Here is a 22671-nt window from a genome sequence, read left to right as displayed (position 1 = left end):
CCTCAACATTTTTTGTTTCCATTCTAAAACAAAAAATACACAGTGAATGTGGCTTGATTTTAACTGCTCCGTCACAAAGAAGATTTTAATTTATAGATATATAGAAAACTAAAATATGGGAATGGGGTATTCTGAAAATAAGCAAAACATCACGATGCATCAGAAAACGATAATTTAGAAATGAGGGACTAATTGATGAAGAACAAATGGAGATTATTTTTAGCAACTATTTTTCTAACGGCAGCGGTGACGATGTTTGCGACAAGTGACTTAAAAGTTGCTGCCGCGACAATGACGAAGAAACTGGATACACTAGAAAATCCAACATGGATGAGGAACCAAGGTTTATCTAAGGGGATCGATCATGACCGTCAAGATTTAGGTGTCCTACTTCCAAAGAATGCAACCATCGAGATCAGGCAAGTTAATCCGAATTTTAAGAAGGAGCTAACGCTAGAACTACTAAATGATGATAATAAAACAGAGAGCTCACATATGGTCGGTAGTTCATGGGTAAAGATTACGGCAAATACTGATTCCGTGCCATTCATCAAAACAACATTCACGACGGAAACGCCAACCATAGAGTACAAAGTAAGCGATACAGCAATGGATTTACCAGTATTTAAACAAGGAGATAAAGAAGCGGATTTCTTTGAAGAGTGGGATAAAACACAAGCAGCATTTGGTGTAATAGGCAATGAATACATCCAAATTTTAGTGCCTGCAAGAGATAAATCTTATTTGAAAAAAATGAATGACTTTGCATCCATCAACGCATTACTCGATTATTATGACACGTTATTTGAAACCTACAATGAGTTAGAAGGACTGTCCTTCACACCACAAAAAGCAACGGATAAAAATATCGCGAACCGTTACTTCGCAAAAGCAGATATACACGGTGCGGGTGGTGGGTATTATGGCGCTAATTATACTGCTGAAACTGGACCGTCTGTCATTACTTTCTGGTTAAGACCGTATTGGGGTGGGCTACACGAGATTGGACATGGTTATCAAGGTAACTTTATGTCCGATACTAGTTTTGGAACGAGCGAAGTATGGAATAATCTCTATGCGGATACCATGCAAAAAAAGACGTTGGGAAGTGAGTACCCTAGCGGCTGGCTTTATGAAAACAATACAACGAGACTAGAGACCACTTTTGAAAAAAATGTGTACACGACAAAAACAGTGGCGGATAACTGGGATGGGCGTAGCAAGTTATACCTGTTAACACTTTTGAAAGATAAAGCGGGCGACCAAGCCTTCGCGCATTTCAATCAATCATACCGTGCAGCTGTTGCCGCAAATACGGTGGGTGAAAATCCACTCATACTCGATTTAGTTAGCAAGTATTTCGGCGAAGCGAGTCACTATGATTTCGCAGCTTTCTTGGAACTTGTGCAAGGTCCTATGTCTGAATATCAAAAAGCAGAGAACTTATATTCTGGAAATAAGGCAGTTTATCCACTCGCATCCTTACTTTCTGAGGATAACTTAAAAGCAGCAAGAAAAGATATCAAACTAGACTCGAAGTGGGGCTTAGTAAGTAATGACCAAATTGAAAAATATAAGCTCACAAAGACGATGGACCTAGATTTTTCAATCAATGATTTCAGCCAAATAAAAGGAAAAGTATTGCGCATAAAAGATGGGGCAGATGTCGTTCGGGAGATCAAAATTACGACTCCGACTATGACATTAAAAGACATGCCGATTGGGATTTATTCATTAGATATTCCAACAGGAGTTAGCCGTTTTTATGAACCTTCATCGAACTATTTAGCGGTATCGGATCATGTGAGTAACGCGGTTATCCAAATGGATGAGCTAAAAACATCGACTATTGCAGAAGAGAACATGGTTTTTAAAGGATTAGGAAATGTGATTTTTGCGAGAGCAACGGTTGATGCCGAAAAAAACAGCTTTGAATTAGATGTCACTAGAAGTCAGCCACACGTTTATTTTGATGATGAGTATGCCTCGGTGGAAGTGTTAGACGATCAAGGGAAATCGTTGCTTAAGAAAGTGATGAATGGGGGACATACGGCAACAGAGAAGTTACAAACGACTATTAAACCGGGCTATACCATTAGAGTTGCTCATAGAGAAGCGGATCGTTTTAGTATGAGTGGAACACCCGCTAATTTAGTTAATACTGGGTCACTGCAAATTTTTAAGGTAACGAAATATGGGCTTACGAGCGATATAACTGGAGTGACGGCCCAAGCAGCGTTAGATAATTATAAGGCGAAACTTGTTAATTTCGCGACGATGATTAGTAGTAATAACACCTTCAAACAGGAAAATTACATTAATCTAAAAACAAAGCTCAGAAAAGGAATCGATTATTTACCAGATGCAGATAAAGCGACTTTTCAAGAAAATTATGCTGACCTGTTTGTAATCGATGATGACACTCCAAAATATTTTATGGACGGGGAGCAATTTGAATTTGAGTTCAGAGGCCACAACAATTGGAGTTTTGCAGCGCTGACACTCGATTTACAGAAAAAGCAAGCTGTGCTCACGCAAAAGATGGGTGAGGCAAACGGGAATTTTGCGGGAATGTACGCATCTGCCAGCATCTACGACGAACAAGGGAAATTGGTTTACGAAAGAAAATTCAATGGACGTGGGTATGTACCAGGTTATGTGCCAAGAAATATGAAGATAGACGAAGGATATTATATCAAAATTACGCATGAAGAATATGAAAACAGGCTTACATTCACGAACTTGGAAACCAAAGAAACAATAGAAACGAAGAAGCAAGCGACGTATAAAGTAATGGCGAAAGGGCTATTGGAAATGCCAGAATATAGAGTTTTAGGCGGTAATTAAAAATTTCTGGAGTTAGAGAGATGGGATTTTGCAAGTATAAGCATTAATCTTTCGACAAATGGTCTAAGTGGAAAATGCGAATGGTGAGGAGTGATAGCGCTCTTCACCTTTTGTTGTGTCAAAAATGTCACAATGGTGCTGAAATTGTAAGGTGAATGGAAGGCTAAGGATTGCCCAAATATGATATTATAAATGCAAGAATGGAGGGGGTAACGATGAAAGAAATTACTTGGCGCACAAAAATCGGTTTTCGTTACACTATTATTAGTATACTTTTATTCGCGCTAGTTTTATTAGGAACGACCTTTTACAGTAGCTCGGATATGTTTTTATTATTCTATCGTATTAGCGCTGGAATCTGCGGGGTACTGTTTTTGGTAGGCTATATTAGCAGTTTTTTGAGCATTATTTCGAAACAGGAAAAAAGGTCGATTGGTTTGATTATCCTTTTTGCTTTCGCTAGCCTACTTATTTTATGGGTCGTCATGGTGATGGCTTTAGGGAGTACGGGTTTCTATGATTGAAGCAGGAGCGGTGTTTGAGGGCTAAGCCTTGACTCCGCTTTTTTTATCGTTATAATTGGGGACAAATGAGGAAAAATTGAGGGTGATGTGGATGGGAAATACGGTTTTGGTCATGGGTGTCGATATTGGGACGACGAGTACGAAGGCAGTGATTTTTGATGGGAATGGGGAGGTTGTAGCAAGGGAATCGCGAGGCTATCCTTTGTTGACGGATGATTCTGGGATGGCGGAGCAGGAGCCACGCGTGATTTTGGATGCGGTTGTGGCGGCGATTAATGCCGTGATAGAGACGGCGGCGGTGGACGCGAAACAGTTGCTAGCGATTTCCTTTAGTGCTGCGATGCATAGTTTGATTGCGGTGGACGTGGACGGTGAGCCTTTGACGAATTGCATCACTTGGGCGGATCAGCGAAGTGGTGCGGCTTTGGAGCGACGGAAACGCGATTTTTATTTGCATCAAGTGTATGAGAAGACAGGGACACCGATTCATCCGATGAGCCCGTTTGCGAAGCTCTGCTGGTTGCATGATGATTTTCCAGATGTGGTGGCGCGAACGGACAAGTTTATTGGGATTAAAACCTATGTTTTGCACGCGCTTTTTGGCGAGTATGTCGTGGACGAGGCGTCGGCTTCTGCATCAGGACTTTACAATATGTTGGAACACGACTGGGAGCCGATAGCACTCGACATTACGCGAATCACAGCGTCTCAACTGCCAAAAGTTGTCGGGGAATCGTATCAGCTTCGGGGCGTGGTGTCAGCTTGGAAAGAGGCGCTACACGTCGTTGCGGAAAACACGATTTTCGTCGTTGGCAGCAGTGACGGTGCGCTTGCCAATGTGGGGATCGGCTCGGTTGGTGAGCATGACGTCACGCTGACTGTCGGAACAAGCGGTGCCGTACGCAAACTGACGCAAACGTATCACGTCGATGATTGGCAGCGAACCTTTTGCTATGGCGTCGCGGACGGTTACTTCGTGCAAGGCGGTGCGGTAAACAATGGCGGTGCCGTTCTTGCTTGGGGATTAGAGCAGTTTGGTACGGATGCCGAGCGCGCCACGAACGATTTCACACGTTTTATCGACGATATCGCGCAGACAGAACCAGGTGCAAACGGTCTCCTTTTTCAACCCTATTTACTAGGTGAACGCGCGCCTTACTGGACCGATCAAATTCGTGGTAGTTTCGTCGGGATCACGATTAACCATACACGTGCGCACTTTATCCGAGCTATTTTAGAAGGAATCGCTTTTAATTTGGCGCATGTGTACGAAGTAATGAGTGATCCTAACGACAAAATTCACGTCACCGGTGGCTTATCGCAACATCCGATTTGGTGCCAGCTCGTTGCCGACGTATTCGACCGTGAAGTCATCGTGCCACACACAATCGAAGGCTCAAGTCTTGGCGCGGCCATCATCGCGTTATATTCGCTAGGCATTTTGCCGACACTAGAACTTCCAAAAAAATGGCCACCAAGCCATGTGTACCAACCGAATCCAGAGAATGTGGCGATTTATAAAAGCCTTCAACCGATTTTCCAACAAATCACGACGCAATTAATGAGTAGTTACGAACGCCTAATTGATTGGCAAAAAAGCCAACTAAATGGTAAGATAGAGAGAAATAACAGATGAGAAGCGCATCGTAACAAAAAAATCGTGGGGTGATACAAATGAACCGCAAATTAGTATGGACGTTAATTATTTTAGTCGGAATTTGTCTGTTAGGGACATTGATCGCAGTATTGGCAAACTTATTTTATTTTCACGCTTAAAGAACTGGCTTCGGCCGGTTTTTTTATTGGTTAAATTTTGAAAGTAGGAACGAATGTGGTAATATAATACATGTATTGGTTTGTCAAAAATAATACTTAATTAAAGAGGGGAAACATGTCGATGAAAAATAAAATAGCGTTATTTCTAATGGCGGTCTTGGTTGTCCTATCACCAGTTACAGCTGGAATGACAGGCGTTTCAAGTATTCAAGCCGAGGCGGCAGTTAAAAATCCTGTCAAAGTATCACTGAGCACGACGACACCAAAGCAGTACAGCACGGTAAAACTAAACGTGTCAGGTGTACCAAAAAATACATCTTATTCTGCGGTTCTTCATTACAAAACAACGAAACGTACCATTTACGGAAAAGTAGGTACGCCGTACAACATTAAAATTAGTTCAGCGACAAAAAGATACAAGGTAAAAGTAGAAGTAACTGTGAAATATAATAAAAAGACCTATAAACAATACGCCTATTTCACACCGCGTTGATTTGAGTGATAAACCAGTATAGGAATGAGGGATGACACCGATTAGTCGGTCTTGTTCCTTTTTTTATTTCAACAAACGAGAAAGTGATTAAAAATGAAAAGGAATTGGATAGCATAGCAACATTTATTTTGATAGTGTACACGGTATTGTTTTGGGTTCTCATTCACTTTTGGGTAAAAAATATCATACGTATTTTTCCATTTAAGCACGCGTGGAGTGCCAGTTTTCTTATATTCTCATACCTTTTATTTCAGCAAACTTAGCATCACAACCCCACCCATAATCAATCCAACCCCCGAAAGAATAAACGTCCACTCGAGTGGGCTCTTTTTTTGCTTGAAAATCAGAATTCCACCAATCGTCGCCACAATCACGCACGCCTGTGACATCGAGAAACTAGTTGCTACACCAAGCACTGCGGTCGCAAGGAACATGCCTAGATTCGCAATCGACCACGATAACCCCGTCAGCAGATTGAACGTGATATTTTTGCGGGAAATGGCAGATTTTTTCGCTAAATTAATGCCAATGGCGCATGTCAGCATCCCGATCGCCTGTGGTAAGATGATAGCGAAACCAGTGACGTGAAAAAGCTGGTTCGTCACGACGTAAAGCGTTAAAAAGAACGAAGATAAAATAACGATAGCGTAGACATGAATGGAAACAGACTCCTTGATATGATTCCCGCGTTTTTGAAATCCGGTCATCACCACCCCAACTAATATTAAAATCACTGCAAAAATCCCAATGATAACGGCGCTCACGGTTTGCCATTCGTGAAAAATGACGACGGCGAACAGTGTGGCTCCAACGAGTTGCGTGCCATTAGAGATCGGCATCGCCTTAGCGACACTAGATGCCGCGATTCCTTTAAATTGTAGTAATTGTCCAAAACTCCAAAAAATGCCCGATACGAAGCTTACGATAAATGAAGCGAGTGTGACTTCGGGAGACACAATCCAAAATAAAATAAAAGCGAATACAAGTGCGCTAATCGACGTCCCGAGTAATTGCTCTTCTGGGGTGCTTTTTCGTAAGTTCGCAATGATTGGCATAAAGCCCCAACCAAGAACAGGTAATAAGGCAACAAAATAAATCAACATAACAAGCTTCCTCTCCTAATTAATGATGCCTTTTAAACGTATCATGCGCGTTATGAGTCGGCAATATACCAAAATTACGGTATTCAATGCGGTAATTTTCGTAGTTTTCGGCGTGGGAACTTTGTAATAGAATAGGTTTAGGGAAAGGAAATCAAAAATGAAAGCGGTAACGAAAATGATTGCAAATCGTGAAAAAAATATCATCCAGTTTCTAATGAAGGCAGGCCAGACACGTGTAGGGGCGATTGCGGACCACCTGGGACTTTCAGAAAAAACCGTATCTAATTCGCTCAAGGAAATCGATCCAATGTTACAAGCGTTCGGAGTAACCGTCGTGCGCAAACCGAAAATCGGCGTGTATCTGGAAGGGGATAGTCAGGCATTCACACAAGTAGCGCGGTTCATCGAGAGCCAAGCAAGTACGATTCCCTCGACGAAAGAAGAGCGCGTCATCTACATTTTCATCCAGCTACTAAAAGCAAGCGATTACGTAACGATTCAAAAGCTCGCAGAAGCGCTCTACATCAGCCGCGCAACGATTGAAAAAGACATGATCGAAGTCACTAAAATGTTGGAAAACGAAGGCGTGGCGCTTTATAAAAAGCCGAGTAAAGGCATGAAACTACTCATTGATGAACGCGAAAAGCGCGCCTTAACATCGAAGTTTATTAGCAATTTCTGGGGTAGCAACTGGTATTTAAAGCAAGAGGGGGAAAAAGTTCTGCAAGCGTTTGATACGATTCAGGCGGATGTCACCGGTATTTTTCCAGAAGAAGGCTTGAAAGAAATCATTGCGATTGTTCGCGAATTTAGTGAGACACACGATTTCGAGTTTACCGATTACGCTTTTCAGTCGATTGTTATCCATTTAGCCATTGCGGTGGAGCGAATTCGGAAAGAAGAATATGTGGGAAATCTGGCAAGTAGTGTCATGAAAGACGCGTTGGCATCGCAGCAACAAAACACCGAGGCGCTCGTGACGATGCTTGAAGAAAGCCTAGATATCAGCATTCCTGACTTTGAAATTGGCTATATTCAAATGCATTTAACCGCCGCGTACAATCAGCGAAATGACGATTTTTTCAGTAACCCAGTTGATCCACAAGACGATGTTGCGGGATTTATTGCCGCGTGTTTGGCGCAAATGGCGTATGATCAAGAGCTGTTAGAGGGCCTCACAACACATATGAAATCCGCGATTAATCGATTGCAACTCGGCATGCATTTTAAAAATCCGTACCTTAGCAAAATCAAGCAGAACTTTCCTAGAGCATTCGAGGAGGCGCTTTATTTAAAGACAAACGTGGAGCAAAAGTATGACGTACAAGTGAATGAGGATGAGACGGCATATATCGCGCTTCATTTCGAGGCCTATCATGAGCGCATCCGTTCCTTCCCCGATCCAATCCACGTGGCGCTTGTCTGTAGCACCGGCCTTGGTTCGTCTAGGTTGCTCGCTGCTCGGATTAAGAAATACTTCCCAATGATCAAAATCGAAAAAATCCTCTCTGTGCAGGCGATGATGGAGGCGCGCATCGATGTGGATCTTGTTATCAGTACGATTTATCTGGAGCTAGAGGGCATTCCGAGCATTGTTGTGAGCCCGATGATGAGTAAAGAAGATTTGCAACAAGTCGAGCGACATATGGGACAGGCACGACATCGGAATAAAACGCGTAGCCAGCCGTTTCTAGATTTGATCCAACCGGAATATATTTTTGCGAAACTAGCGGTGACAACGATGGAAGAGGCTATTGCGGCGATTGGAAAAGAACTTATCACACAAGGAATCGCGCAGGTGGGAATCGTTGAAAGCGCGCTTCGCCGGGAAGAACTATCGTTTACCTCGTTTGATCAGATGGCAACGCCGCACGCGGAACCAGCGCTTATCAACGAATCCGCGATCATCGTCGCCACGTTAGAAAAGCCTGTTAAATGGGGACTCGTCGACGTGGATAAAATTTTTTTCATCGCGCTGACGGAACAGAATGATCTTGATTTGGACGCGGTATATGAGCAATTTTATAAATATATTGATAATAAACGATGGATGGAACGACTCACGCAACTAGGAACGTCAGAAGCAATATATGAACATTTAATAAAGGATGGGATGTAATGGAAGTCAAAGATATTTTAACGAAGGAACTCGTCGTATTCGATTTGGAGGCGACAACGAAAGAAATGGCGATTGAAGAAATGGCGGCAATCATGGATGCGCACGATATTTTGACGGATAAAGCGAGCTACATCCAGGCTGTTTTCGACCGCGAAACCCACGCTACCACGGGAATTGGCAACAACATCGCAATCCCCCACGGTAAAAGTGAAAGTGTCAAAAATTCTGCCATCGTTTTTGCGAAGACGAGCCATCTGATTGAATGGGAATCGCTCGATGATGAGCCGGTAAATATGATTTTTCTCCTTGCCATCAGTGACGCCGACAAGACAGATGGACATTTGAAAATCCTTGCTGAAATTGCGACAAAGTTAATGGACGACGATATTGTCGCGGGGTTGAAAGAAACGAGAGATGAAGAAGAAGTCATCCGTATTTTAAATGAGGGAGTGGTAGAAGTATGAAACGCAAAATTATCGCAGTAACCGCATGTGCGACGGGTGTTGCACACACATACATGGCAGCGCAAGCTTTGAAAAAAGGTGCGAAAAAGATGGGTGACTTGATTAAGGTGGAAACCCAAGGCGCGACTGGAATCGAGAATGAATTAACCGAAAAAGACGTGAACATTGGCGAAGTTGTCATTTTTGCAGTGGATACGAAAGTGCGGAATAGTGAGCGCTTTGCTGGGAAGACGATTCTCGAAGTTCCTGTCAGCGCGCCGATTAAAGATGCCGAAAAAGTGATTAATGAAGCACTGAAACTAATCGATGAAAAATAGGGGGAAACGAATATGTTTAGAAAAATTGGGAGCGAGCTTAAAAAACATGTTTTAACAGGTATTTCATATATGATTCCACTCGTTATCGCGGGTGCGGTGATCATGGCGATTGCGCGTGTTGGTGGTTCTTTTTATGGGATTACGGACATTTGGGACGCGAAATATGCGGATAGTGCCAATGGTATTATTTCGTTGTTGCATAGCCTTGATGGGTTTGGCGGCTTGGCGCTGGGCATGATGTTCCCGGTGATTGCGGCCTTCATCGCCTATTCGATTTCGGATAAGCTGGGAATTGCACCAGGACTCATCGGTGGATTGCTGGCACGTGATATTGGCGCAGGATTCCTCGGCGCGCTTGCAGCAGGTTTGATCGCAGGTTACGCGTGTCTATTAATTAAAAAACATGTCAAATTACCAAAAGCAGCAACGTCGATCGTACCGGTCTTTTTAGTGCCAGTATTCGGGACGTTGATCACGGTTCTCATCATTAATTATGTTGTCGGCATTCCATTTGCGGATCTAAACAAAGCGCTAGAGGCATGGCTAAACGGTATGTCAGGGACGAATCAAATTTTGATGGCGGCGATTATTGGGGCGATGGTTGGCTTTGACTTAGGTGGACCTGTGAACAAAGCGGCCGTTACAACAGCGATGGCACTTTTGACGAGTGGCATTTACGCACCGAACACAGCAGCGCAAGTAGCGATCATCATTCCGCCACTAGGCCTAGGTTTGGCGACACTTATTGCCAAAAGAAAATACAATACCGAAATGCGTGAAGCTGGGAAATCCTCGCTGATTATGGGACTTGTCGGCATTAGTGAAGGCGCGATTCCATTTGCAGTCGAGTCTCCGCTCAAAGTCATCCCGGCAACGGTTCTAGGTTCAGCAATCGGTGGAGCTCTAGCAGTAGGGCTAGGCGCGATCAACCAAGCACCCATCAGCGGTTTCTATGGCTGGTTTACCGTGCAAAACTGGTGGTTCTATATTTTAGCTATCGCGGTTGGAGCGCTCGTTGTTGCAGGTATGTCTGTTGCTTTGCGCAAAGATAGCGCTGGTCAGGAAGAATCTTATACAGTGGAAGAAGATGATTTTGACGAAGCAGAATGGGAAGCTTAAAAAACGGAGGTAATTATGGTTAAAGCACACATTGTTAATCATACGCATTGGGATCGGGAATGGTATTTTACGTCCGCCGATGCGTTAGTGTTAAGTGAACAACTTTTTACAGAGGTCATCGAGGAGTTGCAGAAGCATCCAGAGGCGAATTTCGTGTTGGACGGGCAATTGTCGATTTTGGATGATTATGTCGCGCTGTATCCTGAAAAATTAGCCGACATAAAGCAATTGATCGCGGATAAACAACTATTTATTGGGCCATGGTTTACACAAACAGACGCTTTTTTCGCGCACGGCGAATCGATTTTGCGGAACGCGATGATTGGCATTTTTGATAGCAAAAAATATGGCGACTACATGAAAATCGGTTATTTGCCAGATACGTTTGGATTTAACGCCCAAATGCCGACATTGCTTGCCCACGCTGGTTTTGATAATATCATTTTTTGGCGTGGTATTCATCTCGGTGAGCAGGTGCAATCAACGTATTTTAAGTGGCAGGGTTTGGGCGATGAGGCGGAAATTTATGCGATTAATATGCCTCAAGGTTACGGAACGGGGATGTTACTTGAGCCGACGTCGGCGTATGTGAATGGGCGTCTAGACCCCGCAATTGATTTTATTACGCAGTATAGCCAGACGAAAGAAGTACTGATTCCATCGGGAAATGACCAACTAAACATCATCACTGATTTTTCTGGGAAATTGGCGCAAATAAACGAGATGGGGCGTCATTCTTACGCTTTGAGTACGTATCAGGATTTTATTGAGTATGTGAAAACATTGCCTGATTTGAAGCATTTTCGAGGCGAATTCCGAAGCCCCGTACTCGCTCGTGTTCACAAAACAATCGGTTCAAGCCGCATGAATATCAAGCTTAAAAGCGCCGAACTGGAGCAAAAACTACTCACGCGCATCGAACCGTTACTGGTTATTGCTAAAGCATCCGGCATCCACATCAGCGAACGCTTGCTCATGCACACTTGGAAAAAGTTGCTGGAAGGGCAAGCCCACGATAGTCTAGCAGGTTGTGTCTCCGATCCTGTTGCCGAAGATATTTTGCATCGGATGAAGGAGGCCGACGAATTATGCGATAGCATCGAAAACACGATTGTTAAGAAAATCGCGGACGACCTGTCGCTTGCGAGCAACGAAATCCTTGTTTTCAACACGGAGCTTACCAGATTTAGCGGCTATAAAGATATCGAGGTAATCACGAAAACGAAGCAGATTCATTTTCCGGAATATCCAGACGCAACGATCACACAAGAAACATACATTGAAGCCAGAGAAAACGTGTTAGAAGAGACGCCAGCAGGGAATCAATTTATTGAAGAACCAGGATACTATGTGCTGCAAGTGAGGCTGGGTATAGATCTGCCAGGATTGGGTTACAAGGTAATTGCGTTTGAGGAAACCAAGCAATCACTGGATGCGATGACCCAGACAGACAAAACAGCGATTCAGAATGAGCATTACAAAATTGCTTTTCAAGACGGCGGAATCACGCTAGAAACACCAGATGGCGCGAAGCAACCCGTTTTCATCGAGTTAGAAGATAGCGCCAATGCTGGTGACACGTATGACTACTCCCCGTTAGCAGGCGATGAGCCACGCTCGTTCTTGTTCACGGAGGCAAACACCGAAAAGTCGTCAAAAGTGGAGCGCTTAATTTTGTCAGGGGTAGGGAAGTTCCCGCTGGATTTAGATGATCGATTGAACGTGACGAAGGAAGGAGAATTAGCCATCCAAATGACGCTAGAACTCAAAATCGGCAGCGAATTACTTTTTTTGTTAATATCGAAGTGGATAACCAGATTCTGAGTCATCGTCTTCGCCTAAAAATCAACACTGGCGTGAAAACAACGACAAACATCGCGTCACTGCCATTTGGCTATCTCGAAAGAACACCAGGCGTACCGGCGAATTGGCAGGAAACCTATAGCGAAATGCCGATCGATATCGAGCCACTGGAACAAAGCGTCACGCTGAGCAACTCAACAAGAAGCTGCACGATCTTCACACGAGGCATCAAAGAATACCAACAACACGGCGATCAGTTAGCGCTAACGCTTCTCGCAACGACAGGTCAACTCGGCAAACCAGATCTCGCATACCGTCCAGGCCGCGCATCAGGAGACACGACCAAAAAAGGCCACATTCTCATCCAGACAGAAGGCGCCCAGCTCGTTGGTACACACACATTTTCACTCGCAATCCATCTGAGCAGCACGACTTTCGATGCCACTAGAACAGCACAAAAAAGCCGCGAATTTAACGCGACAACCGTGTCCTATCAACGCCAAGCTTACAATTATTTTTTGCACCGGCTAGATAATAAAATCCAGAAAACCGAACAACAACGAGGCTTACCGCGCACCCTAGAACTCATCGACATACCAAAAGAATACCTCGTTTCGGCGTGCTATCCCTCCTACTATGAAGCAGACAAATACATCATTCGACTCGAAAATCCAACAAGCACACCACAAAAACTGGAACCAACACAGATCACAAAAGCAAAAGTCGAATTACTAAACGCTATCGAAGAACCCTTACCAAATCAAGATTTCATCATTCCAGCGATGGACGCAATAACATTACGATTACCAATTTAAAAAGTAGTATGAATTCGAGTCAAAACCATGTTTCCACTTGCCTTTTCCAAGAAATAAAGGTATATTAGTACATGAGCCGTTTTTAGAAATGGCAGCTAATTTGTCATGCTAGATGGGGACGTAGCGGAGCCCTGTAACCCACAATCCGCTCTAGTGGGGTTGAATTCCTTATCGAGGCTTTGTACCTGTTTGGTCAGCCCTTTGTAAGTGGTGTTGACGTTTGGGTCTTGCGCAATGGAAACCTGTGAACCATGTCAGGTCCGGAAGGAAGCAGCATTAAGCAGTGCTTTCCATGTGCCGTGAGGTCGCCTGGGCTGAGCTAACTGCAGAGGTAACGCAGATGGATACATCGCCGGAATAAGGTGCATGGCATTATAATTTAGAATGTACGAGCCTTCTTTCTTCATTGAGAGGAGGCTTTTTGTTGGAGTCTTTTAATGACATGAGTTACGTGTAATCCACCTATAGCTGTTCGAATAACGCCAAATAACGAGTATCTTGCCCCTGTTGCGAAGGCACTATAACGCGATTGATGTATCTAATTCCCCTCATATAAGCTATACTAGATAAAAGGGGTGAATGAAATGCCAGTAGAAAATCAAGGTGTGAATTTGCTAGAACTGCGGAAATCTCCAAAGTTGAGCCCCGAAATACAAGGGGAAATAGAGGATTACGTGACGTGGGAACGAGAAGACAAGCTATACTTCGGTCGAATTGAAAAAATGCTCATCAACTCAGCCATTGTAGCGATCGACGAAGATTTACAAAAGGAACACAATGCACCAGTACGTACAGTTGTGAATTTTAAGAAGTATCAGGTGGTTGAGGTGGAATAGGAATAAGCGAGGATGGTAGCCATTGATCTAAAAAATCAATAGACACCTTCCTCGCCTTTTTTATGGGCTTATTTCACCACTTATTACTTGTTAATGTTACTTTGAAATGCGTATGGCCAGAATCTTTACTGGACGGTGCTACAATTTTGTACCATGCTTCACTTTCTTTAACAGGGAATGTAGCAGTGTATGTTTCTTGAGGCTTCAACAATGCGGCAGAAGGTTCAACGAGTGTTTCCGTTTTCAATTTTGAGAGTGGTAAACAAACAAAGAGTAGTACAGTAAATATAATCAGCATTTTTTTCAACAATATAACCGCATTTCCTATGATGTCTTTCTAGTTTATTGTACCTAGGAAATCTCCAAAACACAAGATATATTTAGAAAAATTTATATAAAAGACATTATTGTTATTTGGGGGCTGAGTTATGTAATATTATCATCAGAAATTGAAGTTTGCGTGATTTAAAAAAATCAGTCAAATTGGGCATGAATTATCAAATCACTCAAAATGAATTCGAAAAATGTTGACAATAAATTTCGGTGAGTTAGTATAAGTGTAAGGATGTCAGAAAAATAAAAACATATAAAATGAAGGAGTAATTATGCAAATGAGAAAGGGAGTTACTGAAGAAATTTGAAAAAGTGTCCAGCCAGGGCGCTTTTTTAATGATTAATTATGCTATAATGTAATAAATTACGAATGAACCTACACGAGGAGTCGGACCAATGAAATTCACAAAAAAATCATGGGGAATCGCAGTGCTGACAGTCATCTGCATCATTGCTATCCCAACCGTCATTTTCACTACAAACAAAGCGAAGGCAAGTACAGCAATCGACAAACGGATCGCGGTATACGGCATCCCATCCGATGATATTATTGATATAAGCAAGCTCGGCTATGACTTCAAAAGCGGTGGTTACAGTCGTATTATCACGACAAAAAAAGACATGGCGAAGTGGAAAGCTTATCTCGAAAATCCGAAGCATCTAGATGCGAATTACGACATTACTTATGACAAGAACAACAAGGAAGTCCGCAAAAAGAAAAACACAAATGACCCGCAAAGTACGGATTGGTATTATATTTTCCGTTATGATCAAGGAGAAGTGACCGTGAATATGAGTGTTTTCGGGAACTGGATTGATCCTGAGGACGACGAATCCAAAGATTACAGCGCGTTGCTTACCTATCCTAAAGTTAACTAGAAAAATGGTTCTATAATAAATGTCAGGGCAGGAATAATCTACCTCAACATTTATTAAAGAACCATTTTTGTATCTTTCTAGGCTACAAAGCCGCTAAATTCCTCTGTATAAACATAAACAAATCTAAAAGGAGATCCGTTTCATTACTTCTATCAAAAGCAGCTACAATATTTTGATCTTCGCCGTCGTTTTCTAAGTCGATAATTTTGATATGATACTTATTCTCTAGCGTGCCGTCGTTCATTCCTGAATATAAAAAGGTCAGGCCTTTACCAAGTGAAACCAAAGATAAACCTTCATCAAGTTCTTTCACATAACAATTTGCCTTCACATTGAAACCATTCTTGAGACACTGGCTGACCACGTAATCTACAATAACAGGCGACTGTTGCCTTTCAAGTAAGATAAAAGTTTCCTGACTTAAATCAGCAAAACGCAATTTTTTCTTATGACATAGCGTTGAATCAACAGGCATAGCAATTTGTAAATGATTTTTCATAAACATCGCTTTCTCAACGTCCTCACTAGATGGAATATAAGTTAATAAATTAAAAACCAAATCATATTGACCACTAGAAAGTCCATCAGCTAGCTTCATTGGTGTATCCTGTTTCATCACAAATTGGACATTAGGCCGGCTACTTTTAAAACGTTTCAACAGCTCGAACATGATACCCATATTGAAATTCGCGAGATAACCGATTTTTATAATTGGGGATGTTGAATCTAGATGTGCTTGTTTATCAAACATATGAGCTAGCTTATCTACACGCTTTAAAACATCATTTACTTCTGTTAAAAACTGTTCGCCAGCTTTTGATAATGCAATCGTATGACTATGCCTGATAAACAGTTCCACACCTAATTCTATTTCTAATTCTTGTATGCGCCTACTTAGCGTTGGTTGCGAAATATACAGTTTCTCGGAAGCTTTTGTAAAACTACTCTCCGCAGCAACGGTAACAAAATACTTCAAGGTTGTTAACTTCATCATAACTCCATTCCATTCCAATCCAATGTATTGGTAGTAGCTTTATTATAAAGTTAACACCTTTAATTCACAAGTTATTTTGATGAAATTGCCATCAATGGTAATTGGAGATAGGAAGCATGCTCTCCGCCAAGATGAAGAATATGAGTGCCCTTATTATCCGGCGTACAACCAGGTGTTCCGAGCATAACTGATCCAAGCTCATCTTTCGTACTAATAACAACGCGTAACGTTTCACCGGCTTTATAAGATAGGCCAAGGGGACTTAATACAATATCCAATGCAACGATTTCCCCTTGTACTAATTTTTCAACTCTGTCAAAACTGTAAGCGGGAATTTCATCGGTTGCGAGTTCACTATCAAGGTGACGCATGGAGGCACGAAGACGTCCCCAAGAGCCTTTATACCGTAAAGCGGATGCTCCTTCTTGCGTAAAATCTTGCAGAGCAGCGCCGTGATTTGGAACGACGAATTCACTCAAAACATTACCGAGTTTGTCTATTTTTTGAAGCCAAACAAAAACATCCATATCGTCATAGCTATCCACTTCCATGAAGAGTTTCGCTTTCGGATAACCAACAAAATCCGTGTCCTTGTCGAAGGTCATTTGAAAAGAAGTACGCCCTGGTAAGCTGTTGGCAACATATTTCACTGGGAAGTCTTCTGATTCTGGACTTTCTTGTAACGTACGGAATTTACCATTCATGTAGTAACGTTTATTTTCGCTAGCGACAGGTGGGAAAGTTTCTGATGGTAGGTCCGTTTGATTACTTCCATGGAAATCGATAAGGGAATAGCGCACTGTTGGTGTATCTAGCCAACCATTGTCTTTTTCGAGCAAATAATAATCAAAGAATCGACGTAACTCTTCTGTATTGCTTTCATCATAGTAATATGGCCATTCTTGACGATCGTGAATACGAAGCCACTTTTCTGTTGAGCCCAATGAGCGCCACGCACGGAATGTACCCATGTGTGTAATGTGTTGGAGTAGCTTGCTATAACGAAAGCAGGAACAGTGATTTTGCTTGCATCCGCAATTTTGTCTTTCCAAATATCAGCATCGGCCATCGGATAAGCGCTCATTTCTTTTACTAGATCTTCACGTTGGGCACCTTTAGCGCTAACGTGATTCACTTGCAAACGATCTATGAAATTTTCATCAGGGATACCGCCGATAAAAGCTAAATCGCGATAGCCGTCTGCAAGTCCCTCGGTAGGATTGATGCATGTTAAGTGGGGGGGCTGGGCAGATGCAATAAACCATTGGGAAAAAGCTAAATAGGACGTTCCTGTAAGCGCTGTGTTGCCATTAGACCAAGATTGAGAGGCTAACCATTCAACTAAATCATAACCGTCCTCTGCTTCTTGAGAGCCAATCATAGTTGTGTCGCCTTCACTATGAGCGATACCTCGCATATCAGGGTTGCAAACGGCATAACCATGTGCACACCAGTAAGCAGGATCAGGCGCTTCGAATTTTGTCAACCCTGAGTTCCATCCGTTTCCCATGCCCAGCATATTGAAAAGATTTTTGTAACGGGGGGCAGTTCCAGCGCTTTTTCCATAAGGGCTCCAAGCGATGAGAGCTGGCACTTTTTCTTCTGTTACGGGTAAATAGATGTCCGTGTAAATCGTAACACCATCACGTAATTTAACGGGTACGTCTTTTAACATTTTAATATCGCAAGTCAGTGGTTTAAAACCTTCAGCGATTAATTGGCCTTTTCTCAAAAGCATTTCTTTTGTTTCAAATGGACTAAGAACGCCATGCTCGATACCGTTATCAAGATATTCAAAGGATGAACTAAAACACATTTTTTCTGTAACTTTTGCAGTCATCTATACTACCTCCAAGAATAATATTACTAAGCTTCTCTACACCTCAAATTATACGGGGGAATATTTTAGAAGTACAATCGTTTTTCTGTATACGCAGGTTACAAATATTTGTGTTATGCAGTAAATGAATAGCATAAAAAAGCAAAAGCCTCGATACGTTAGATTGTTGGTCTAAGTATCGAGGCTTTTCCCTATTCTGTATCTTTGGACTCGTCTTTCTCATCATCAGCCTTCTTTTTCGTCGGTAAAATAATTTCCTTGTCACCGGGGAGCACGATGGTATAATCATTTTTCTTCACCAGTTTGCCGTTGTCGAAGTCTGGGAAATCTGCTTTTTGTGCCATGCTATGACCTCCATTTCTCTCTCATTATACTACAAATCTCATTTTCTTTCCTTATATGCTTGTAAAAGGAGCACGTAAATGGGATAATTTTAGAGAAGCAGTTGCCATGGAATAAAGTGAAGAAGGAGCGTTAAACCATTGAAAATTACGAAAAAAACTCGCGATCTCGCAAAAAGAGTGTTTTGATACGATTATGAATTCCGTTGTCCATGATGTGAAAGTGGCAACAGGGAAGAAACCGCTTGTGCAGAAGTTGGAAGGTCTTAAGTTTAAGCGGAAGATGGCGAACGGTTCGGAAGCGATGATGATTATTACGAAATGTACGCCACCTGAAGTTTATGAATTCCAGACGAAGACGCATGTGAATACGCACACGACGAGCTACACGATTGAGGCTGTTACAGAGCATACATGTGAAGTGATTTATGATGAGACAGTGGAAGCGAAGACGGCGATGGCGCGTTGGAATAATATCCTTGTCGGCGGTATGCTAGGATTCACGCGTAAGAAACGAATCACTCGGATGCTAGACGGAATCGAAGCCTTGGTAATCCAACAACATAAGGATCTAGTCTCGAAGATTGAAGGCTAACTCGAGCTTATCAAATAGGGTTTTATAAGATATAATGGAAATACAGAATACGCAGATAGCAGACAAGGCAAATTCGGAATGAAGAAAAGTCGGGAGATGGACTACAGACTCACTTCGTTCCCCTGCATAGTGGTACTGTAACTTATTACATTCGAGCAGTACCAACAAAGGTGAGCACTTGTCGCTTCGCTGAAAGGAGTAAAAATGGCATATCAGGCACTATACCGTGTTTTCAGGCCGCAAAGTTTTCAAGATGTGGTCGGGCAAGAACATGTAACACGAACACTCAAAAATGCTATCGTCCAAAATAAGACGTCTCATGCGTACTTGTTTTCTGGTCCGCGTGGAACGGGTAAGACGAGTGCGGCGAAGATTTTTGCAAAGGCGATTAACTGTCCAAATAGCGTGGACGGCGAGCCTTGTAATGATTGTGAGATTTGTACGGGTACGACGGATGGCTCGATTCCTGATGTTCTCGAGATTGATGCGGCATCGAACAATGGTGTCGAGGAAATTCGCGATATTCGGGAAAAGGTGAAGTATGCGCCAACTATCGCAAAGTATAAAGTGTACATTATCGATGAGGTACACATGCTTTCGACGGGAGCTTTCAATGCGCTTTTAAAAACGCTCGAAGAACCACCGAAACATGTTATCTTTATTTTGGCGACAACAGAACCGCATAAGTTGCCGCTGACCATTATTTCACGGGTACAGCGCTTCGATTTCAAACGTATTACGACGCAAGACATTATTGGGCGTTTGGCGTTCATTTTAGACGAGGAAAAAGTGGCGTATGATGAGAAGGCGCTTGACATTGTGGCCCGTGCAGCAGAAGGCGGGATGCGGGATGCGCTAAGTTTGCTCGATCAGGTTATTTCGTACGGTACGCAAGAGGTCACTGTTGCCGATGCGCTTGAAATCACTGGTTCCGTAGCACAAGGCATGCTCACCGAACTTGTCCAAGCCGTTATCAACTCGGACGCAAAAATGGCATTGGAAAAGCTATCCGGACTACTTGCAGAAGGAAAAGATCCAGTTCGCCTAGTGGAAGACCTACTTGTCTTTTTCCGCGATGTATTGCTATTCCAAAAGGCACCGGATTTAACAGATGCGATGGAGCGTGCGGTCATCGATGAAGCGTTCCAAACATTGGCGACGTCTGCGGATGCGAATAAAATATACCAATACGTGACGATTTTAAACGATGCTGGGCAACAAATGCGGTTTTCGAATCATCCAGGAATCTACATCGAAGTCGCGCTTGTGCAGTTGATTCAAGTTGGTGGAGCCGCACCCGTTGCGGCAGCAAATACAACTGCTGCGCCGAGTCAAGATGTTGCCGAACTCGTGAACAAAGTCGATCGTTTGGAGCAAGACTTAAACGACCTAAAACGGCAAATCGCGAATGGTGCAGTGGCAGCAAATGGGACAAATGCTCCATCCGCCGCACCGCGCAAGAAGCAAGCGATATCAGGAAACAAGCAGTTTAAAGCACCAGTAGGCCGTATCAATTCCGTACTAAGCGCTGCGAAAAAACAAGATTTGCAACTCATTCGTAGCTGTTGGAGTGACTTGATTTCGATGCTGATGGCCTCACAAGCCGCACTTTTAAACGAAGCAGAGCCTGTAGCTGCCTCTAGCGACACTTTTGTGTTAAAATTTAAGCATGAGATTCATTGTCAAATGGCGATGGATAATCCCAATTTTGTGGAAACAGTAACGAACGGTATTTCGCGGCTGACGAAGAATAACTACTCCTTCATCGGTATTCCTGAAGACCAATGGGGCGAAATCCGCGAGAACTTCCTGAAAAATGCGGACAACACCGAATCAGAAGACGGCGGCGAAAAACCGTCAGAACCGGCTGTTGACCCAATTATCAGTGAAGCTGCGAAACTAGTTGGAGAAGGCTTACTTGAAATTAAAGAATAAAAAACTAAGATAAGAAAGAGGAGATTTAATAATGCGTGGAATGGGAAATATGCAAGGTATGATGAAACAAATGCAAAAGATGCAAAAAGAAATGGCGAAAGCACAAGCTGAACTAGAGGAAAGAAGCTTCACAGGAACAGCAGGCGGCGGCATGGTAACCGTTGAAATGACAGGAAAACGCCTCGTGACAGATGTCATTGTGAAAGAAGAAGTAGTAGATCCAGAAGACATCGAAATGCTACAAGACCTAATTTTAGCAGCAACAAACGACGCGTTGAAACAAGTAGAAGACACGACGGCATCCACAATGGGCAAATTTACGCAAGGTATGAACTTACCTGGAATGTAATTAGATATTAGATTGAAATTTGTATTAAAAGTATTGATCTAAAGCAAACAATGAGCAGCATTAGGAACTTGCCATGTTTGATATAGAATTAATACTTCGCAATGCACCAAATCGAGCGAAAGCGTTTGTATTTCATGGGTTGCGAATGGATTAACGGTTCACTTTGTTCACCCTTATATTGGGGCTGTAATTCACTTCGTTTCAAACAGCCCCAACAATGCGAACGCTTGCCGCCGATTTGCCCTAGTTAAGGAGGAAACCCCAGATGCATTATCCGGAACCGATTACTAAACTAATGGACAGCTTTATGAAATTGCCAGGGATCGGACCGAAAACAGCGGCACGGCTGGCTTTTTTTACGTTGGACATGAAGGAAGAAGATGTACTTGATTTTGCGAAGGCGCTCGTGGATGCGAAGCGTAACTTGAGCTTTTGCTCGGTTTGTGGGCATATTACGGACAAGGATCCGTGTTATATTTGTGCGGATATGTCGCGGGATCGCAGTATTATTTGTGTCGTGCAGGAAGCTAAAGACGTGATTGCGATGGAAAAAATGCGTGATTTCCGCGGTTTGTATCATGTACTTCACGGTACGATTTCGCCGATGGACGGGATTGGTCCAGAAGACATTAATATTCCTGATTTGCTGAAACGCCTGCAAGATGATACGATCCAAGAAGTAGTTTTGGCGACAAATCCGAATGTGGAGGGCGAAGCGACGGCGATGTATATTTCAAGGTTGCTGAAGCCATCCGGTATTAAAGTGACGCGAATTGCACACGGACTCCCAGTTGGTGGCGATTTAGAATATGCTGACGAGGTGACGCTATCCAAAGCATTAGAAGGGCGACGCGAAATTTAAAAACGAGGTGAGCGAAAATGGAAACAAGAAGCGACAAAAATGCGAAATCTCCACGTGAAAAGAAACAAAAAATAGGTAAACTGCATAAAACATACGATGCCTACTTGGTGGAATTAATCGAAGTCACCCAAGAAAAGTGGAATCAACATAAAAATATTGCTCGCAAAAGCTTCGGATACAACTCCGAAACCGAGTATGAATTGAAAAAAGCAGAGGCTAAATATTTCTATCTTTTTCGTGAAGCAAGACACCGCAACTTAAAAAACGCGCCGAAATAATAGAAGACTAGAGATTCCTATTCGAAAAGGGTCTCTAGTTTCATGTTTA

17 protein-coding genes, 1 other RNA gene and 3 pseudogenes are annotated in these 22671 nt (G+C 42.8%); 17 read left to right on the top strand and 4 right to left on the bottom strand.

From position 1 onward, the window contains the following. The first annotated feature begins 195 nt into the window (after positions 1 to 195). The 4 genes from PGRAN_RS15855 (at position 196) to PGRAN_RS13115 (ending at position 5640) form a co-directional block, all read left to right on the top strand. On the top strand, positions 196 to 2847 hold the full coding sequence (locus PGRAN_RS15855) for a putative mucin/carbohydrate-binding domain-containing protein (protein WP_051998642.1): 2652 nt from the start codon (positions 196 to 198) through the stop codon (positions 2845 to 2847). Between the two features lie 215 nt (positions 2848 to 3062). Next, positions 3063 to 3371 carry a hypothetical protein gene (locus tag PGRAN_RS13125; protein ID WP_036067692.1) on the top strand — a complete coding sequence of 103 codons (309 nt, stop codon included), beginning with the start codon at positions 3063 to 3065 and terminating at the stop codon, positions 3369 to 3371. A gap of 91 nt (positions 3372 to 3462) precedes the next feature. Next, positions 3463 to 5007, top strand: a complete 1545-nt coding sequence (locus PGRAN_RS13120) for a gluconokinase (RefSeq protein WP_036067691.1) — start codon at positions 3463 to 3465, stop codon at positions 5005 to 5007. Between the two features lie 261 nt (positions 5008 to 5268). Continuing rightward, entirely contained in the window at positions 5269 to 5640 is a 372-nt protein-coding gene (locus tag PGRAN_RS13115) for a hypothetical protein (RefSeq protein WP_149024070.1), read from the top strand. A gap of 245 nt (positions 5641 to 5885) precedes the next feature. Here the strand turns inward: PGRAN_RS13115 and PGRAN_RS13110 are convergent, their stop codons facing one another. After that, the gene (locus PGRAN_RS13110) at positions 5886 to 6743 is read right to left on the bottom strand and encodes a GRP family sugar transporter (RefSeq protein ID WP_036067689.1); all 858 of its coding nucleotides are present in this window, start codon (positions 6741 to 6743) and stop codon (positions 5886 to 5888) included. A gap of 157 nt (positions 6744 to 6900) precedes the next feature. On the opposite strand from PGRAN_RS13110, the gene PGRAN_RS13105 reads away from it, so the two are divergent. From PGRAN_RS13105 to PGRAN_RS13070, 8 genes and pseudogenes are all read left to right on the top strand, one after another. Further along, positions 6901 to 8862 (top strand): BglG family transcription antiterminator, encoded by a 1962-nt coding sequence (locus PGRAN_RS13105; protein ID WP_036067687.1) that lies wholly within the window; start codon positions 6901 to 6903, stop codon positions 8860 to 8862. Further along, complete coding sequence (locus PGRAN_RS13100) at positions 8862 to 9326, top strand: PTS sugar transporter subunit IIA (protein ID WP_036067684.1); 465 nt, start codon at positions 8862 to 8864, stop codon at positions 9324 to 9326. The genes PGRAN_RS13105 and PGRAN_RS13100 overlap by 1 nt, the downstream gene beginning before the upstream one ends. Beyond that, positions 9323 to 9643, top strand: a complete 321-nt coding sequence (locus PGRAN_RS13095) for a PTS fructose transporter subunit IIB (protein WP_036060685.1) — start codon at positions 9323 to 9325, stop codon at positions 9641 to 9643. Before PGRAN_RS13100 ends, PGRAN_RS13095 begins: the two co-directional genes overlap by 4 nt. Positions 9644 to 9655: 12 nt before the next feature. Continuing rightward, entirely contained in the window at positions 9656 to 10762 is a 1107-nt protein-coding gene (locus PGRAN_RS13090) for a PTS fructose transporter subunit IIC (RefSeq protein WP_036067681.1), read from the top strand. 15 nt (positions 10763 to 10777) lie between these two features. After that, a pseudogene (locus PGRAN_RS13085) lies at positions 10778 to 13380 on the top strand (alpha-mannosidase). A gap of 103 nt (positions 13381 to 13483) precedes the next feature. Beyond that, an RNA gene (gene ffs, locus PGRAN_RS16065) (signal recognition particle sRNA large type) lies at positions 13484 to 13750 on the top strand. Between the two features lie 214 nt (positions 13751 to 13964). Continuing rightward, positions 13965 to 14216: a DUF2187 domain-containing protein gene (locus PGRAN_RS13080; protein ID WP_036067679.1), complete on the top strand. Its 252-nt coding sequence runs from the start codon at positions 13965 to 13967 to the stop codon at positions 14214 to 14216. A 729-nt stretch (positions 14217 to 14945) separates the two neighbouring features. Continuing rightward, positions 14946 to 15428 (top strand): hypothetical protein, encoded by a 483-nt coding sequence (locus PGRAN_RS13070; RefSeq protein WP_036067674.1) that lies wholly within the window; start codon positions 14946 to 14948, stop codon positions 15426 to 15428. Between the two features lie 82 nt (positions 15429 to 15510). Here PGRAN_RS13070 and PGRAN_RS13065 read toward each other — a convergent pair whose 3' ends face one another. The 3 genes and pseudogenes from PGRAN_RS13065 to PGRAN_RS16860 form a co-directional block, all read right to left on the bottom strand. Next, on the bottom strand, positions 15511 to 16419 hold the full coding sequence (locus PGRAN_RS13065) for a LysR family transcriptional regulator (protein WP_036067672.1): 909 nt from the start codon (positions 16417 to 16419) through the stop codon (positions 15511 to 15513). A 74-nt stretch (positions 16420 to 16493) separates the two neighbouring features. Further along, a pseudogene (locus PGRAN_RS13060) lies at positions 16494 to 18262 on the bottom strand (CocE/NonD family hydrolase). Between the two features lie 191 nt (positions 18263 to 18453). Further along, a complete protein-coding gene (locus PGRAN_RS16860; RefSeq protein ID WP_159101149.1) occupies positions 18454 to 18606 on the bottom strand; it encodes a hypothetical protein in 153 nt (50 codons plus the stop codon). Between the two features lie 157 nt (positions 18607 to 18763). Here PGRAN_RS16860 and PGRAN_RS13055 point away from each other — a divergent pair. The 5 genes and pseudogenes from PGRAN_RS13055 to PGRAN_RS13035 form a co-directional block, all read left to right on the top strand. Further along, positions 18764 to 19198 (top strand): annotated as a pseudogene (locus tag PGRAN_RS13055) (DUF3284 domain-containing protein); the annotation flags it as partial. A gap of 204 nt (positions 19199 to 19402) precedes the next feature. Next, entirely contained in the window at positions 19403 to 21133 is a 1731-nt protein-coding gene (dnaX, locus tag PGRAN_RS13050; protein ID WP_036067668.1) for a DNA polymerase III subunit gamma/tau, read from the top strand. Between the two features lie 31 nt (positions 21134 to 21164). Then, positions 21165 to 21482: a YbaB/EbfC family nucleoid-associated protein gene (locus PGRAN_RS13045; protein ID WP_036067665.1), complete on the top strand. Its 318-nt coding sequence runs from the start codon at positions 21165 to 21167 to the stop codon at positions 21480 to 21482. A gap of 265 nt (positions 21483 to 21747) precedes the next feature. Next, the gene (gene recR / locus PGRAN_RS13040; protein ID WP_036067663.1) at positions 21748 to 22344 is read left to right on the top strand and encodes a recombination mediator RecR; all 597 of its coding nucleotides are present in this window, start codon (positions 21748 to 21750) and stop codon (positions 22342 to 22344) included. Between the two features lie 17 nt (positions 22345 to 22361). Then, complete coding sequence (locus tag PGRAN_RS13035) at positions 22362 to 22622, top strand: YaaL family protein (protein ID WP_036067661.1); 261 nt, start codon at positions 22362 to 22364, stop codon at positions 22620 to 22622. Positions 22623 to 22671: the final 49 nt, after the last annotated feature.

The organism is Listeria grandensis FSL F6-0971 (assembly GCF_000525835.1).
GTDB lineage: Bacteria > Bacillota > Bacilli > Lactobacillales > Listeriaceae > Listeria_A > Listeria_A grandensis.
Note: the sequence above shows the minus strand (reverse complement) of the source record. Positions and strands in the feature narration are given on the sequence as shown.

Excerpts from the sequence above, each read along its gene's own strand:
- PGRAN_RS15855 (WP_051998642.1), top strand. The coding sequence starts at position 196 with ATGAAGAACAAATGGAGATTATTTTTAGCAACTATTTTTCTAACGGCA.
- PGRAN_RS13125 (WP_036067692.1), top strand. The coding sequence starts at position 3,063 with ATGAAAGAAATTACTTGGCGCACAAAAATCGGTTTTCGTTACACTATT.
- PGRAN_RS13120 (WP_036067691.1), top strand. The coding sequence starts at position 3,463 with ATGGGAAATACGGTTTTGGTCATGGGTGTCGATATTGGGACGACGAGT.
- PGRAN_RS13115 (WP_149024070.1), top strand. The coding sequence starts at position 5,269 with ATGAAAAATAAAATAGCGTTATTTCTAATGGCGGTCTTGGTTGTCCTA.
- PGRAN_RS13110 (WP_036067689.1), bottom strand. The coding sequence starts at position 6,743 with ATGTTGATTTATTTTGTTGCCTTATTACCTGTTCTTGGTTGGGGCTTT.
- PGRAN_RS13105 (WP_036067687.1), top strand. The coding sequence starts at position 6,901 with ATGAAAGCGGTAACGAAAATGATTGCAAATCGTGAAAAAAATATCATC.
- PGRAN_RS13100 (WP_036067684.1), top strand. The coding sequence starts at position 8,862 with ATGGAAGTCAAAGATATTTTAACGAAGGAACTCGTCGTATTCGATTTG.
- PGRAN_RS13095 (WP_036060685.1), top strand. The coding sequence starts at position 9,323 with ATGAAACGCAAAATTATCGCAGTAACCGCATGTGCGACGGGTGTTGCA.
- PGRAN_RS13090 (WP_036067681.1), top strand. The coding sequence starts at position 9,656 with ATGTTTAGAAAAATTGGGAGCGAGCTTAAAAAACATGTTTTAACAGGT.
- PGRAN_RS13080 (WP_036067679.1), top strand. The coding sequence starts at position 13,965 with ATGCCAGTAGAAAATCAAGGTGTGAATTTGCTAGAACTGCGGAAATCT.
- PGRAN_RS13070 (WP_036067674.1), top strand. The coding sequence starts at position 14,946 with ATGAAATTCACAAAAAAATCATGGGGAATCGCAGTGCTGACAGTCATC.
- PGRAN_RS13065 (WP_036067672.1), bottom strand. The coding sequence starts at position 16,419 with ATGAAGTTAACAACCTTGAAGTATTTTGTTACCGTTGCTGCGGAGAGT.
- PGRAN_RS16860 (WP_159101149.1), bottom strand. The coding sequence starts at position 18,606 with ATGGCACAAAAAGCAGATTTCCCAGACTTCGACAACGGCAAACTGGTG.
- dnaX (WP_036067668.1), top strand. The coding sequence starts at position 19,403 with ATGGCATATCAGGCACTATACCGTGTTTTCAGGCCGCAAAGTTTTCAA.
- PGRAN_RS13045 (WP_036067665.1), top strand. The coding sequence starts at position 21,165 with ATGCGTGGAATGGGAAATATGCAAGGTATGATGAAACAAATGCAAAAG.
- recR (WP_036067663.1), top strand. The coding sequence starts at position 21,748 with ATGCATTATCCGGAACCGATTACTAAACTAATGGACAGCTTTATGAAA.
- PGRAN_RS13035 (WP_036067661.1), top strand. The coding sequence starts at position 22,362 with ATGGAAACAAGAAGCGACAAAAATGCGAAATCTCCACGTGAAAAGAAA.